At 70.1% G+C, this 13,920-nt stretch carries 13 protein-coding genes, 1 tRNA gene and 1 other RNA gene; 11 read left to right on the top strand and 4 right to left on the bottom strand.

What is annotated here, in order from left to right:
* The first annotated feature begins 41 nt into the window (after positions 1-41).
* Positions 42-1,517, top strand: coding sequence for a CCA tRNA nucleotidyltransferase (locus ABH920_RS01275; RefSeq protein ID WP_370345814.1), 1,476 nt, complete (start codon positions 42-44; stop codon positions 1,515-1,517).
* Here the strand turns inward: ABH920_RS01275 and ABH920_RS01270 are convergent.
* From ABH920_RS01270 to ABH920_RS01260, 3 genes are read right to left on the bottom strand one after another with little or no spacing between them, the layout of a single operon-like run.
* Complete coding sequence (locus ABH920_RS01270) at positions 1,448-2,752, bottom strand: MFS transporter (protein WP_370345812.1); 1,305 nt, start codon at positions 2,750-2,752, stop codon at positions 1,448-1,450. The genes ABH920_RS01275 and ABH920_RS01270 overlap by 70 nt on opposite strands.
* Before the next feature lie 57 nt (positions 2,753-2,809).
* Entirely contained in the window at positions 2,810-3,106 is a 297-nt protein-coding gene (locus ABH920_RS01265; protein ID WP_370345810.1) for a hypothetical protein, read from the bottom strand.
* Entirely contained in the window at positions 3,103-3,399 is a 297-nt protein-coding gene (locus ABH920_RS01260; RefSeq protein WP_370345808.1) for a type II toxin-antitoxin system VapB family antitoxin, read from the bottom strand. Before ABH920_RS01260 ends, ABH920_RS01265 begins: the two co-directional genes overlap by 4 nt.
* Positions 3,400-3,611: 212 nt before the next feature.
* On the opposite strand from ABH920_RS01260, the gene ABH920_RS01255 reads away from it, so the two are divergent.
* The 3 genes from ABH920_RS01255 (at position 3,612) to ABH920_RS01245 (ending at position 6,328) form a co-directional block, all read left to right on the top strand.
* Positions 3,612-4,154: a SigE family RNA polymerase sigma factor gene (locus ABH920_RS01255; protein WP_370345806.1), complete on the top strand. Its 543-nt coding sequence runs from the start codon at positions 3,612-3,614 to the stop codon at positions 4,152-4,154.
* 1 nt (position 4,155) lies between these two features.
* Positions 4,156-5,697 (top strand): hypothetical protein, encoded by a 1,542-nt coding sequence (locus tag ABH920_RS01250; protein ID WP_370345804.1) that lies wholly within the window; start codon positions 4,156-4,158, stop codon positions 5,695-5,697.
* A 136-nt stretch (positions 5,698-5,833) separates the two neighbouring features.
* The gene (locus ABH920_RS01245) at positions 5,834-6,328 is read left to right on the top strand and encodes an FBP domain-containing protein (RefSeq protein ID WP_370345802.1); all 495 of its coding nucleotides are present in this window, start codon (positions 5,834-5,836) and stop codon (positions 6,326-6,328) included.
* A gap of 246 nt (positions 6,329-6,574) precedes the next feature.
* Here ABH920_RS01245 and ABH920_RS01240 read toward each other — a convergent pair.
* Positions 6,575-6,659: transfer RNA gene (locus ABH920_RS01240), tRNA-Ser, on the bottom strand.
* Positions 6,660-6,712: 53 nt separating this feature from the next.
* Between ABH920_RS01240 and ffs the strand changes: the two genes are divergently transcribed.
* The 7 genes from ffs to ABH920_RS01205 all read left to right on the top strand — a co-directional run bounded on the left by ffs (position 6,713) and on the right by ABH920_RS01205 (position 13,798).
* Positions 6,713-6,809, top strand: an RNA gene (ffs, locus tag ABH920_RS01235) — signal recognition particle sRNA small type.
* Between the two features lie 35 nt (positions 6,810-6,844).
* Entirely contained in the window at positions 6,845-9,301 is a 2,457-nt protein-coding gene (locus ABH920_RS01230; protein ID WP_370345800.1) for a DNA polymerase III subunit gamma and tau, read from the top strand.
* Positions 9,302-9,772: 471 nt separating this feature from the next.
* Positions 9,773-10,099 (top strand): YbaB/EbfC family nucleoid-associated protein, encoded by a 327-nt coding sequence (locus ABH920_RS01225; RefSeq protein WP_370346698.1) that lies wholly within the window; start codon positions 9,773-9,775, stop codon positions 10,097-10,099.
* Positions 10,100-10,119: 20 nt separating this feature from the next.
* Entirely contained in the window at positions 10,120-10,719 is a 600-nt protein-coding gene (gene recR / locus ABH920_RS01220; RefSeq protein ID WP_370345798.1) for a recombination mediator RecR, read from the top strand.
* Positions 10,712-11,248, top strand: a complete 537-nt coding sequence (locus ABH920_RS01215) for a DUF5063 domain-containing protein (protein ID WP_194898099.1) — start codon at positions 10,712-10,714, stop codon at positions 11,246-11,248. Before recR ends, ABH920_RS01215 begins: the two co-directional genes overlap by 8 nt.
* Before the next feature lie 205 nt (positions 11,249-11,453).
* The gene (locus ABH920_RS01210) at positions 11,454-12,740 is read left to right on the top strand and encodes an aspartate kinase (protein WP_370345795.1); all 1,287 of its coding nucleotides are present in this window, start codon (positions 11,454-11,456) and stop codon (positions 12,738-12,740) included.
* A complete protein-coding gene (locus ABH920_RS01205; protein WP_370345793.1) occupies positions 12,737-13,798 on the top strand; it encodes an aspartate-semialdehyde dehydrogenase in 1,062 nt (353 codons plus the stop codon). The genes ABH920_RS01210 and ABH920_RS01205 overlap by 4 nt, the downstream gene beginning before the upstream one ends.
* Positions 13,799-13,920 lie beyond the last annotated feature (122 nt).

The following is a 13,920-nucleotide window of genomic DNA, read 5'->3' as shown; positions in this document are numbered from 1 at the left end:
CGGGCCCGGCCACCGCGCCCCGACACGTAAACTCGGACACCATGCACACCGACCAGCAGCGACCCCCGGAACCGCACCTTGACCAGGCACAGCGGGCAGCGGTAACAGAACTGCTACGAGTCGTGCCGGTGCTCTCCGAGCTCGCCGGCCGGTTCGCCGCCGCAGGTCACAGCCTGGCGCTGGTCGGCGGTCCGGTCCGCGACGTGTTGCTGGGCCGGCGCAGCGACGATCTGGACTTCACCACCGACGCCCGCCCCGAGCAGGTGCTGAAGCTGCTGCAGGGCTGGGCCGAGGCGGTGTGGGACGTCGGCATCGCCTTCGGGACGGTCGGTGCGCAGAAGGACGGCGCGAAGCTGGAGATCACCACGTTCCGCTCCGAGGCTTACGACCGCGAGTCGCGCAAGCCCGAAGTGGCCTACGGCGACTCGATCGACGACGACCTGTTCCGCCGCGACTTCACGGTGAACGCCATGGCCGTGGTGCTGACCGCCGATCCCGAGCGGTTCGAGTTCGTCGACCCCTACAGCGGTCTCGCCGATCTGGAAGCGGGCCTGCTGCGGACCCCCGGCACGCCGGAGATGTCCTTCTCCGACGATCCGCTGCGAATGATGCGCGCGGCCCGGTTCGCCGCGCAGCTCGGCTTCGACGTCGCCCCCGAGGTGCGCAAGGCGATGACGGAGATGGCCGAGCGGCTGACCATCGTCAGCGCCGAGCGGGTGCAGGTCGAGCTCTCCAAGCTGCTGCTGGCCCCGAACCCGCGGGCCGGCCTGGCGCTGATGGTGGACACCGGCCTGGCCGAGATCGTGGTGCCGGAACTGCCCAAACTGCGCCTGGAGATCGACGAGCACCACCGGCACAAGGACGTCTACGAGCACACCCTGACGGTGCTGGAGCAGGCCATCGACCTGGAGACGGACGGCCCGGACCTGATCCTGCGGCTGTCCGCGCTGCTGCACGACATCGGCAAGCCGAAGACCCGCCGCTTCGAGCCCGGCGGCGGTGTGTCGTTCCACCACCACGAGGTCGTGGGCGCGCACATGACGGCTTCGCGGCTGCGCAAGCTGAAGTACAGCAAGGAGATCATCGACGACACCTCCCGTCTGGTGGAGCTGCATCTGCGGTTCCACGGCTATGGAGAGGCGGAGTGGACCGACAGTGCGGTGCGCCGCTATGTGCGCGACGCCGGACCGCTTCTGGAGCGGCTGCACAAGCTGACGCGCTCGGACTGCACGACCCGCAACCGCCGGCGCGCCCTGATGCTGGAGCACGCGTACGACGATCTGGAGCGCCGCATCGCCGAGCTGCGCGAGCAGGAGGAACTGGACTCGATCCGCCCGGACCTGGACGGCAACGAGATCATGGCGATCCTCGGGATCAAGCCGGGACCGGAAGTCGGGGCCGCGTACAAGCACCTGCTGGAGCTGCGCATGGACCGCGGCCCGCTGGATCACGACACGGTGGAGACGGAGCTGCGGTCCTGGTGGGCCGAGCGGGAAGCCGCGCGGAACCAGCCATAAGCGATTCCCGCCAGGAGATACACAGCGACGGTCGCGTAGAGGAGCGCCGTCGACTTCCCGGACGCCGGCAGCGTTGCGGCGGCCACTGCGGCCGCCGCGACGAAGGCACCGTTGAAGAGCATGTCGTAGAGCGAGAAGACGCGTCCTCTATAGGAGTCCTCTACATTGCGCTGCACTGTGGTGTCGGTGCAGATCTTCTGCCCCTGCGCGAGGAATCCCAGAACCAGTGCGCCGATCAACAGAGGGACGACACGCCACCAGCCCGCTGATGCCGCCAGGGCGACCGCGGAGCCGATCATGCAGACCGTGATCCAGGTCGAGAAATCGACGTGGCGCAAGATGATCGGCGAGGCGAAGGCGGCGATGAAGTAGCCGACTCCGGAGACCGCGACGGCGGTGCCGAAGCCGCGCAGGCCGGCGTTGGTGTCGTCCGGGTTGTTGAAGGTGTTGCGGAACAGCAGCAGGACCATGATGGTCGTCAGGCCGTAACAGAAGCGGTTGGCGGTGATGGCGGCGAGCGCCGCGGCCGCGGGCTTGCGCTCCCTGAGATGTTCCAAGCCCTCCCAGAGTCCCTGGGCGACGACCTTCAGCTCGCTCCATGCGGAGCTTTCGGGACGGTCGTCGGGACCGAGAGAGTCGCGCGGCATGGTGCGCGCCACCAAACCGCCCGCCATATAGAGGACAGCGCCTACGACGAGGATGAGCGCGTTCGCCCCGTCACCGGCCCCCACGAGCGCTCTGACCACGACTCCCACCGAGCCGCCGAGGGTCGCGGCGAGGGTGCCGGCCGTCGGCGAGACCGCGTTGGCGACGACCAGCCGTTGGTTATCCACAGCCTGTGGAAGAGCGGCGGACAACCCCGCGAGGATGAAGCGGTTGCAGCTCAGGACGGCCAACGCGGAGGCGTAGAAGAGGAGCCCGCTGTGTCCGGCGAGGACCTGGGCCGCCACGACCAGCACGATCCCGGCACGCAGCACGTTGGCGTAGAACAGCACCTGCCGGCGGCGCCAGCGGTCCAGGAACACCCCGGCGAACGGCCCGATGACCGTGAAGGGCACCAGCAGCAGGGCGAAGGCCTTCGCGACTTCGGCGGCGGTCGCCTCCTTCTCCGGGGAGAACACGACGAAGGCGGCCAGGGCCACCTGGAACACGCCGTCGCCGAACTGCCCGATCAGGCGGGTCGCGAACAGCCGCCGGAAGAGCCCGGACCTCAGCAACTCCCGGAGATCACTCACGTTCGCAGCGTAGTGCTCCGGGAGCGCTGGGCGCCTGTAGCGCCGGGTCTGCCGGGACTACTTGGCGCTGTCGAGGCACAAGGTCTTGGTGCGGTTCTTGTCCACCACGGACATGATCACCGCGGGGTAGGCGTCGCAGCCGTTGCTGTCGCCGTTGTCGAGCACCGCGGCCACCTTGAAGGCGGCGCCGCTGTCGGCGCATCCGACGGTCTTGAAGCTCCCGGCCGACGGAGCCGTGATGCAGTCACCCGCTTTGGCCGGCGAGGGCGCGGGGCGGTTGGCGTACCAGAGCACGCCGGCCAGGACCGCGACGACCACGACGGCGCCGCCGAGCGCGGCCGACCGCTGTCTCATTCCGAGAGGTCCAGCACCCGCGCGTGCAGCACCGTGCGCTGCTGGAGCGCGGCGCGCACGGCCCGGTGCAGGCCGTCCTCCAGGTAGTAGCCGCCCTGCCAGTGCACGACGTGCGCGAACAGGTCGCCGTAGAACGTGGAGTCCTGGGACAGCAGGGCGTCCAGGTCCAGGTGGCGCTTGGTGGTGATGAGCTGGTCCAGGCGGATCTGGCGCGGGGCCACCTCGGCCCACTCCTTGAAGGAGCGTCCGTGGTCGGGGTAGGGCCGCCCTTCGCCGATGCGCTTGAAGATCACGGCACCAGGGTAGCCGGAGCGGCTCGGGGAGGCGGCTCCCGATCGGCAAAGAGGACACAAAATCGTGACGGAACGGGACCGGACTGTGATGTTCGCAGGGCTGTGGATGACTTTCGCGGCGGTATACGCGCAGGATGGCGGCGCGAAAAATCTCTCCGCTCTTACGAACCCGCGCCCGAAAGACGTAAGTCGATACTCACGTGAGATTCCAAATGGGAAGCCGTCCCGCGGAGCACTCCGATTCCCGGGAGGAGTTCCGTGAGTTCGCGGTGGCGAGCCAGGGCCATCTGCGACGGTCGGCCTACCTGCTCTGCGGTGACTGGCACTTCGCAGAGGACCTCGTCCAGATGGCGTTCGACCGCATCTACCGGCACTGGAACCGGGTCCGGGCCGCGGACAACCCTGGTGCCTACGCACGGCAGGTGGTCTACCGATGCTTTCTGGACTCCAGGAAGAAGCACCTCGACACGGTGCCCCTGGAACACCTCCCCGAGAGGGCGTCGCCGGCGGACCCGACCGAAACCCGCCTCGCGGTGATGGAAGCGCTTAAGCAACTCCCTCCCCGTACCCGCGCCGTGGTGGTGCTGCGGTACTGGGAGGACATGAGCGTGGAGCAGACCGCGGGGATCCTCAACATCTCCCAGGGCTCGGTGAAGAGCATGGCCAGCCGTGGGCTGGGGTTGTTGCGGGAGCCTCTGGCCGGGTTCGCCGAGGCGTCAGGCCGAGCAGGAGCAGGAGTGAGGAAGCAGACCTGACATGACTAATGAAGAGAACGAAGACAGCGCTGTGCGCGGTCTGCTCGGGACGGCGTTCGCCGACCCCGAGCCGCCGTTGCGCGACCTCGCGAGCGGGTCCATCGCCCGCGGGGACGCGGTGCGGCGCCGGAACCGGATGGTCGCCGCCGGCGGGGCCACGCTGAGCGCGGTGGCGGTGATCGGGACGTTCGCCATGGTGACCGGGGCGGCGCCGGCGGGGCGTACGCATCAGAACCCGGCGGACCAGGTGACGTCTGCGGCGAGTTCGCCGACCGCGGTGAGCCCGAAGGGCTATCTGGGCTTCGGACCGGAGCTCGGCAGTCTCGACAAGGTCCAGGACGTCCAGCAGCGGCTGCCCGGCTTGTTGCAGCCGCTGCTGCCGGCCGGGGTGACCGCGGGGCAACCCGTGGGGCACATCATGGGGGCGGCCAGAGTGCCGACCGCCATCCTGATCGGGCCGCACGGAACGACGAGCGCGACCATGTGGGTCGGTCTGGCGCCTGCCCAGGATACGGACGACGTGATCCGCCAGACCGCTTGTCCGCAGGCGCCGAAGGGGAGCAAGCAGGGCACCTGCACGACCACGGCCGTAGACGGCGGAACCGTGTACCTCTTCGAGAACGCGACCACCGCGACGGATGCGGTGCGCGGGCAGTCGCTGCCGACGGATGTCGTGAAGCCGGGCACGGGCAACACCATCGTGAGCAAGACCCTGTCGATGATGTTCGTCCCGAACAACCGGACCAAGTACGCGTTCAGCTTCACGGAGTCGACGGCGACCGCGAAGATCCAGTACGCGGACCACGAGCCCTCGGACTACATGACCGGCGGCATCTGGCCGCCTCCGCCGAGCATCGACGGCACGTCGGCCTCCGACTCGTCGGGGCCGGCGATTTCCGCCGACGGCCTGATGGGGATGCTGGCCAAGCCGGGGCTGGCGAATCTGGAGTATCTGCTCGATCCCCGGACCGCGGTTTCTCAGGACACGCAGACCAAGGTCACGGACACCGAGGCACAGATCGTCGCGGCCGCGGCGGCCGCGCTTCCGTCCGAGGTGAAGGTCAGCGTCGACGTGTCCACGGTGCAGCCGCAGATCATGCTCACCGGGCCCAGCGGCAAGAACCAGCTGCAGTGGGAAGCCGACAAGCAGACCGCGCAGTACAGGCAGCAGACGTTCGGGTGGTGCCCGCCGAACGTCACGTGCACGAAGCAGGTGGTGCCCGGCGGGACGCTGGAGGTCTGGACGCAGAAGCCGACCGACAGCAAGCTGACGGTCCTGTCGAGTACCCCGTCCGTCTACAACTACTGGTTCGTTCCCGACGACATGAGCCAGCCGGCGCTGGCCATGACGCTGGATACTTCCGCCGACCAGACCGGTCTGCCGGGCAAGTTCGAGCCTGATCCCGGGCAGACGTACTCGGTGGACGACGGACCGTACGCACCGGCACAGGTGAGTGCGGACCAGTTCCTGGCGGCGGCGCAGAGCGGTCAGTTGGCGACGGCCGTCAACAAGACGACCTCGTTGTTGGCCACGCTGAAGTAGCTCCTCGACACAGCGACAGTGCCCGGGCCCCTTAGCGCCCGGGCACTGTTGTGTGGCCTGCCGTACCAAGGCGTCTGTGGCGACACCGGCAAATTCCGCTTTGCCGACGCGGGCCTGTCATGGTCAGCTCGATTCCATGCACCCTGTCACCGAAGACGACATCCGTGCCAGCTTCGCCAACTGCTCGCAGGGCGAGGCCAAACGCATCCCGATGCCCCGCGACCTCGCCGACGTGCCGTGGCCCGACCTCGACTTCCTCGGCTGGCGCGACCTCGGCGCCCAGGACCGCGCCTACCTCGTGACGCCGCGCGGCGACGGACTGACCGGCGTCATGCTGCGCAGCGCCGCCAGCCGCAAAGGATTCCTGCGCCGCAACCTGTGCTCCCTGTGCCTCACGACACACCCGGGCGGCGGCGTGTCCCTGATGACCGGCCGCAAGGCCGGCGACGCCGGCCGCCAGGGCAACTCCGCGGGCCTGTACCTGTGCGCGGACCTCGCCTGCTCGCTCTACATCCGCGGCACGAAGTCGCCCGGAGCCGGCGGCCGGATGGAGGAGACCCTGAGTGTGGACCAACAGGTCGGACGCATGTCCGGGAAGCTTGAGGAATTCCTGGCGCGGCTCGGAGTGTGACGCGGCCACGGATCCGGTTCGCCGGTCGAGTCCTCGGCCGGACCGCCGACCCCGCCGGGTCACTCGAAAGTGTCTTTTCGGGGTCCGGCGGGTGTCGCCCCCGTGACGCTCGTCACACCGCGACGGCCGTCCCAGCCGCGCCAGAACCCCGGCCGAGCCCCGAATCCGACCGCTCAAGACCGTTCCGATGCCCGGAAAAGCAACGACCCCGAGCCGCGTTCTCGCAGCTCGGGGTCGTCCTACAAGCGGAGGATACGAGATTTGAACTCGTGAGGGGTTGCCCCCAACACGCTTTCCAAGCGTGCGCCCTAGGCCACTAGGCGAATCCTCCGCCGAGAAGCATACCCGACTCTCGGGATGGGTCTGCACTCCTATATGCTTGACCCCGGACTCCCATGCGGCGTCATCACACTCAACTCCCCCAGGGCTTGACGGCAGCAAGGGTCGGTGTGCTCTGGCGGGTGCATGGGAGTTCTTTTTTGTCCTGTTGTCGGTCTCAGCCGATACCTTTGCTACGTGTCCCTCGCGCTCTATCGCCGCTATCGGCCCGACGCCTTTGAGGAGGTCGTCGGCCAGGAGCACGTGACGCTGCCCTTGCAGCAGGCCCTCCGCAACGGCCGGGTGAACCATGCCTACCTGTTCAGCGGGCCGCGCGGGTGCGGCAAGACCACCAGTGCGCGGATCCTCGCGCGGTGTCTGAACTGCGAGCAGGGCCCCACGCCGACGCCCTGCGGGGTCTGCCGGTCCTGTGTCGAGCTGGCCAACGGGGGGTCCGGGTCGATCGACGTGATCGAGATCGACGCGGCGTCGCACGGCGGTGTGGACGACGCGCGCGATCTGCGGGAGCGGGCGTTCTTCGCGCCGGCGGCGTCCCGGTTCAAGATCTACATCATCGACGAGGCGCACATGGTGACCTCGGCGGGCTTCAACGCGCTGCTGAAGGTCGTCGAAGAGCCGCCGCCGCATCTGAAGTTCATCTTCGCCACGACCGAGCCGGAGAAGGTGATCGGGACCATCCGGTCGCGGACGCACCACTATCCCTTCCGGCTCATCCCGCCCGGCGTGCTGCGCGAGCACCTGACCGACATCACGGCGCGCGAGGGCATCAAGGTGGAGCCCGAGGTGCTGCCGCTGGTGGTGCGGGCCGGTGCGGGTTCGGCGCGGGACGCGATGTCCGTGCTGGACCAGCTGCTGGCCGGCGCCGACGAGAACGGCGTCAGCTACGCGATGGCCACCGGCCTGCTCGGCTACACCGACGCCGCGCTGCTGGACCGGCTGGTCGAGGCCTTCGCCGGACACGACGGCGCCGCCGTCTTCGGCCTGGTCGACCAGGTGGTCGAGAGCGGCCACGACCCCCGGCGCTTCCTGACCGACCTGCTGGAGCGGCTCCGCGACCTGGTGGTCCTGAACGCGGTCACCGACGCCGGCGCCGCCCGGGCCCTCATCGACGTACCCGACGACCAGTTCGAGCGGATGACCGCGCAGGCCCGGGCCTTCGGCGCCGCGGAGCTGTCGCGGGCCGCCGACCTGGTGAACACCGGCCTGACCGAGATGCGGGGCGCGACCGCCCCACGCCTGCAGCTGGAGCTGGTGTGCGCCCGGGTCCTGCTGCCCGGTGCCGACGACGCCGAGCAGGGCCTGGCCGCCCGCGTGGACCGGCTGGAGCGCCGCGGCGTGGTGCTGGGCGCCGCCGCCCCCGCCCCGATGGCGCCGATGGCGCCGATGACCGCCGGGCCGCGGGTGGTGGCGGACGAGTTCGACGAGCCGCCGGTGCGGCGGCCGAGCGGTGCGGACAGCCCGCAGCAGTCGGCAGGCGGCGGTGTGCCGCAGCAGGGCCAGCAGTCTCAGACTCAGCAGACTCAGACTCAGCAGGGTGCCGGGTCGGCCCCGGCGGCAGTCGGCGGAGCGCTCGGAACGCCGCCGTGGGAACAGGGTTCCGGCTCGGGAGCTCCGAGCCAGGGGCCGTCGGGCACCGGTGCCGACGCGCCGAACAGCGCGGGACAGCCGGGCGGGCAGCCGGGCTCCGCGGGCCAGGGCCAAGGCGCCCTCGGCACGCCGCCGTGGGAACAAGGCGGACCGGCCGCCAACGCAGGACCCGGATCGCCGGCCGCCGAGGCCGCCCCCTCGTGGGCCGCCGACGCCACCCCGGCTCCCGCCGCCTCCGAAGCCCCGGCGTGGGCCGCCGAAAGCACACCCTCGCTGCCTTCGAATGACGCGGCCGCGCCTCAGGCCGCGCCGGCGCCCCAACCTCCGGCGCCACAGCCACAGGCTCAGGCCCAACCGCAGCAGCAATCCCAGCCCCCATCCGCGCCGTCCGCCGCACCCACCGGCGTCGACATCCGCCGCATGTGGCCCGACCTCCTCGAAGAGGTCAAGCGCCGTGACGGCCGCGTGAGCTGGATGCTCCTCAGCCAGAACGCGCAGGTCCTCGGTCTGGACGGCGACCGCCTGCAGGTCGCCTTCGTGAGCGCCGGCGCGCGCGACCGGTTCGTGAGCCGCGGCACCTCTGACACGCTGCGCCAAGCCGTGCGCGACCTGTTCACCTTCCAGTGGCAGGTCGACGCGATCGTCGACCCGTCGCAGACCCCTGGCACCCAGGTCTCGCCCGGCGTCTCCATGACGCCGCCGCCCCCGGCGCAGATGCCCCCGCCGCCGACCTCGTATCAGCCCCCGCAGGCTCAGGCCCCGGCGCAGCCGACGCCGCCCCCGCAGCACGAGCCCGAGCCGTCGCGTGCCGCCCCGGTCCCGAGCCCGGCCGCGCCGCCTCAGCAGCAGGCACAGCAGCAGCCACAGCGTCAGCAGCCGCCGACTCCGGCACCGGCGGCCCCGCCCCCGATGCCCGCGACGCCGGCGGTGCGCCCCGAGGATGACGTCGTCTCGGACGACGACGAGGTCCTGGCCGAGGACAACGCCTCAGCCCACGAACTCGTGGTCCGCGAGCTCGGCGCGCAGCGGCTGGACGGCGAGGACTGATCGGCTGGATCGGCTGGACGGATCGACCGAGCAATCGGCCAGGCAATCGGCCAGGCAATTGGCCAGACGACCTTCGGCGGCACCCTGACGAACCTCAACGGTCCCGGCGAACCTCAGCGCGGCGCAGCGGGATCGGACCCGGTACCGGACCCGGTTCCACCGCGAACGACCGCGGTGGATCATCGCCCGACGATGCTCACCGAGAGTCACCGAACCGCGAACCGGAGGTCCGGAACCCCCGCCGGCCGCCGACCGTTCTCCAGCGGTGGCCGGCCGGGGCGTCCCACGTCACCCGGGCCGACCCGGGCCGTTCTCGACCGGGACACGCGGTATTGGCCGCCTTGGTCCCGGAGCGCGTATGGTCGAGTACGACTTCACATAGCGGCGGAAACAGCGGCAGGAACAGGAGCACGCACAGTGGCATTCCCGGATGCGACCGGGCCCGGTGGCGGGCTGCCGGACTTCGGCGGCATGGACCTGCAGGGCATGCTCGGCCAGGCCATGCAGATGCAGCAGCGCATGGTCGAGGCGCAGCAGGAGCTCGAGAACACGATCGTCTCCGGCAGCGCCGGCGGCGGCCTGGTGACCGCGAAGGTGACCGGGACCGGGGAGCTGGTCGGCCTGGACATCAAGCCCGAGGCCGCCGACCCCGAGGACACCGAGACGCTGGCCGACCTGGTGATCGCCGCGGTGCGCGACGCGCGCGCGACCGCCGACAAGCTGGCCGCCGACACGATGGGCCCGCTGGCCGGTGGCGGGATGCCCGACCTGGGCAACCTCGGCAACCTGTTCGGCTGAGGCGAGTCGGGGATTCTGCCATGTACGAGGGTGTGGTCCAGGACCTGATCGACGAGCTCGGCCATCTTCCCAACATCGGGCCCAAGTCGGCGCAGCGCATCGCGTTCCATCTGCTGCAGGCCGATCCGGCCGACGTGCGGCGGCTGGCCGACGTGCTGGTCCGGGCCAAGGAGCAGGTGCGCTTCTGCGTGATCTGCTTCAACGTCGCCGAGCAGCAGGAGTGCAAGATCTGCCGCGACCAGCGGCGCGACCCCGCCAGCCTGTGCGTGGTGGAGGAATCCAAGGACGTCGTCGCGGTCGAGAAGACCCGCGAGTTCCGGGGCCGCTACCACGTGCTGGGCGGGGCCATCTCGCCGATCGACGGCGTGGGTCCGGACGACCTGCGGGTCAAGGAGCTGCTCAAGCGGCTGGCCGACGGCGTGATCACCGAGGTGATCCTGGCCACCGACCCGAACCTGGAGGGGGAGGCCACCGCCACGTACCTGGCGCGGCTGATCAAGCCCCTGGGTCTGCGGGTGACCCGGCTGGCATCAGGCCTGCCGGTGGGCGGGGATCTGGAATACGCCGACGAGGTCACCCTCGGGCGGGCGTTCGAGGGGAGAAGGCAGCTCGATGTCTGAACCGATGACCTCCGACGACTTGTCGGACTTCGCGATCGAGATCCACGACCAGGTCACCTCCTTCCTGCTCTCGGTACGCGCGGTGGCCAGGGGCGACGCCCCGGAGAGCAGCGTGCCGATCCTGCTCCTGGAGACCTCGCAGCTGCTGCTGGCCGGCGGGCGCCTGGGCGCCATCCGGGACGTGGTGCCCGACGAGCGCTTCGAGACCGACGCCGGTCCCGACCCGGACCTGGACGAGCTGCGCGAGAAGCTGAACGCGCTGCTGAAGCCGGTGAACACCTACAAGGAGGTGTTCGACCCGCTGGCCCCGAAGTCCGAGATCGAGACCCGCCGCATCTCCGACGACCTGGCCCTGGTCTGCGCCGACCTGGCGCACGGCCTGGCGCACTACAAGGCCGAGCGGGTCACCGAGGCGCTGTGGTGGTGGCAGTTCTCCTACCTGTCCAGCTGGGGCCCGGCGGCCTCGGCGGTGCAGCGGGCGCTGCTGTCGGTGGTGGCCCGCTCCCGCCTCGGCGCGACCACTGGCTGAGCACCGGGCGTCCACCGGCTGAGGCGCCGGTGGTCGCCCGGATCCGCCTGATCGCCGGGATTGGCTGCCTGACCTGCGCCAGGCGGCGGTCCCACATGGTGAGAGCTCAGGGTCGTCTCAGCGACCCCGACTAGACTCGAAGGCGGCGGGCCGTCTACGGGCGGCCCTTTGCACCGCACACCGCCTCACCCGAGGGAGACACCGCGTGGGCCTCATCGTCCAGAAGTACGGAGGCAGCTCCGTTGCCGACGCCGAGAGCATCAAGCGTGTCGCCAAACGCATCATGGAGACGCGCCGGGCCGGCCACGAGGTGTGCGTCGTGGTGTCCGCCATGGGCGACACCACCGATGAGCTGATCGACCTGGCCAAGCAGGTCGCGCCGATCCTGGAGGGCCGCGAGTACGACATGCTGCTCACCGCCGGCGAGCGCATCTCGATGTCGCTGGTGGCGATGGCCATCAACTCCATGGGCGGGGACGCGCGCAGCTTCACCGGCTCGCAGGCCGGCGTGATCACCGACCAGTCGTTCAACAAGGCCCGCATCACCTCGGTGACCCCGGGCCGGCTGCGCGCGGCGCTGGACGAGGGCGCGATCACCATCGTGGCCGGCTTCCAGGGCGTCTCGGAGACCACCAAGGACATCACCACGCTGGGCCGCGGCGGCTCGGACACCACGGCGGTGGCGCTGGCCGCCGCCCTGGGCGCCGACGTCTGCGAGATCTACACCGATGTGGACGGGGTGTTCTCGGCCGACCCGCGGCTGGTGCCCAAGGCCCGCAAGCTGAACGGGGTCGCCTATGAGGAGATGCTGGAGCTCGCCGCGTCCGGCGCGAAGATCCTGCACCTGCGCAGCGTGGAGTACGCGCGCCGGTTCAACGTCCCGATCCATGTCCGTTCCTCGTTCTCGCAGCACGAGGGCACCTGGGTCCGCGCACGAGCTGTGTCCGATTTGAATGCAGGAGGAGCAACCGTGGAGCAAGCCATCATCGCCGGAGTCGCCCACGACACCAGCGAGGCGAAAGTCACGGTCGTCGGCGTGCCCGACAAGCCGGGCGTGGCCGCCCAGATCTTCCGCACCATCGCCGATGCCGAGCTGAACATCGACATGGTGGTGCAGAACATCTCGGCCGCAGCGACCGGCCGGACCGACATCTCCTTCACGCTGCCCGTGGCCGACGGCCGCAGGGCGATCACCGCGCTGCAGAAGGTGCAGCCCGCGATCGCCTTCGAGGCGCTGCTGTTCGACGACCAGATCGCCAAGGTGTCGCTGGTCGGCGCGGGCATGAAGTCGCACCCCGGGGTGACCGCGGTGTTCTTCGAGGCCCTGTCCAACGTCGGCGTGAACGCCGAGATGATCTCGACCTCGGAGATCCGCATCTCCGTGGTCTGCCGCGCCGACGTCGTCAAGGACGCCGTCGCCGCGCTGCACACCGCTTTCGGCCTGGATGCCGACAGCGAGGAAGCCGTGGTTTACGGAGGCACCGGCCGATGACTGTAAAGAAGCCCACCCTGGCGGTCGTGGGGGCGACCGGAGCGGTCGGCACCGTGATGCTCGACCTGCTGTCCACCCGCGAGGACGTCTGGGGCGAGATCCGTTTGATCGCCTCGCCGCGCAGCGCCGGCCGCAAGCTCGCCTGCCGCGGCGAGCAGCTGGAGGTCGTGGCGCTGTCGGAGGAGGCCTTCGAGGGCATCGACGTGGCGATGTTCGACGTGCCCGACGAGGTGTCGGCGCAGTGGGCCCCGATCGCCGCCGCCAAGGGCGCGGTGGCCGTGGACAACTCCGGCGCGTTCCGGATGGACCCGCAGGTGCCGCTGGTGGTGCCGGAGGTGAACGCCTCCGCGGCGCGCAACCGGCCCAAGGGCATCATCGCCAACCCGAACTGCACGACGCTGTCGATGATCGTGGTGCTCGGCGCGCTGCACCAGCGCTACGGGCTGGCCTCGGTGGTGGCCGCGTCCTACCAGGCCGCCTCGGGCGCCGGGCAGCCCGGCATCGACACGCTGCGCGCGCAGATGGAGAAGGTGTCCGGCACCAACCTCGGCACCCACCCGGGTGACCTGCGCGGCGTGGTCGGCGACCTCGGCCCGTTCCCGGCGCCGCTGGCGCTGAACGTGGTGCCGTGGGCCGGCTCGCTGAAGGAGGACGGCTGGTCCTCCGAGGAGCTCAAGATCCGCAACGAGTCGCGCAAGATCCTTGGCCTGCCGGGCCTGCGGGTCTCGGCGACCTGTGTGCGCGTCCCGGTGGTCACCACGCACTCGGTCTCCGTGCACGCCAGCTTCGAGGACGAGGTCACCGTGGCCGGCGCGCACGAGATACTGCGGGCCGCGCCCGGCGTCGTGGTGCTCGACGACCCGGCGGCCGGGGAGTTCCCGACCCCGGCGGACGTGGTCGGCACCGACCCGACGTGGGTGGGCCGGATCCGGCGCACGCTGGACGACCCGAAGTCGCTGGAGCTGTTCGTCTGCGGCGACAACCTGCGCAAGGGCGCGGCGTTGAACACCGCGCAGATCGCCGAGGTGGTCGCCGCGGAGTTGACCGGAAGGGTCTAAGGGTTCTGATCACCCGGTCACTTCGGGTAGGAATAGAGGTATGTGCCTGTCGGAACACCCTCGTAGACGGTACAACTCTACGGGGGTGTTCTGTGTCTAACGTTTGTGACCGCTGGAGTGTT

It is taken from the genome of Catenulispora sp. EB89 (assembly GCF_041261445.1).
Lineage (GTDB): Bacteria > Actinomycetota > Actinomycetes > Streptomycetales > Catenulisporaceae > Catenulispora.
The sequence above is the reverse complement of the archived record's forward strand: the minus strand, read 5'-3'. Positions and strand labels throughout refer to the sequence as shown.

Coding starts and splice junctions, on each gene's coding strand:
- ABH920_RS01275 (WP_370345814.1), top strand. CDS start 42: ATGCACACCGACCAGCAGCGACCCCCGGAACCGCACCTTGACCAGGCA.
- ABH920_RS01265 (WP_370345810.1), bottom strand. CDS start 3,106: ATGAGACAGCGGTCGGCCGCGCTCGGCGGCGCCGTCGTGGTCGTCGCG.
- ABH920_RS01255 (WP_370345806.1), top strand. CDS start 3,612: ATGGGAAGCCGTCCCGCGGAGCACTCCGATTCCCGGGAGGAGTTCCGT.
- ABH920_RS01250 (WP_370345804.1), top strand. CDS start 4,156: ATGACTAATGAAGAGAACGAAGACAGCGCTGTGCGCGGTCTGCTCGGG.
- ABH920_RS01245 (WP_370345802.1), top strand. CDS start 5,834: ATGCACCCTGTCACCGAAGACGACATCCGTGCCAGCTTCGCCAACTGC.
- ABH920_RS01225 (WP_370346698.1), top strand. CDS start 9,773: ATGGACCTGCAGGGCATGCTCGGCCAGGCCATGCAGATGCAGCAGCGC.
- recR (WP_370345798.1), top strand. CDS start 10,120: ATGTACGAGGGTGTGGTCCAGGACCTGATCGACGAGCTCGGCCATCTT.
- ABH920_RS01215 (WP_194898099.1), top strand. CDS start 10,712: ATGTCTGAACCGATGACCTCCGACGACTTGTCGGACTTCGCGATCGAG.
- ABH920_RS01205 (WP_370345793.1), top strand. CDS start 12,737: ATGACTGTAAAGAAGCCCACCCTGGCGGTCGTGGGGGCGACCGGAGCG.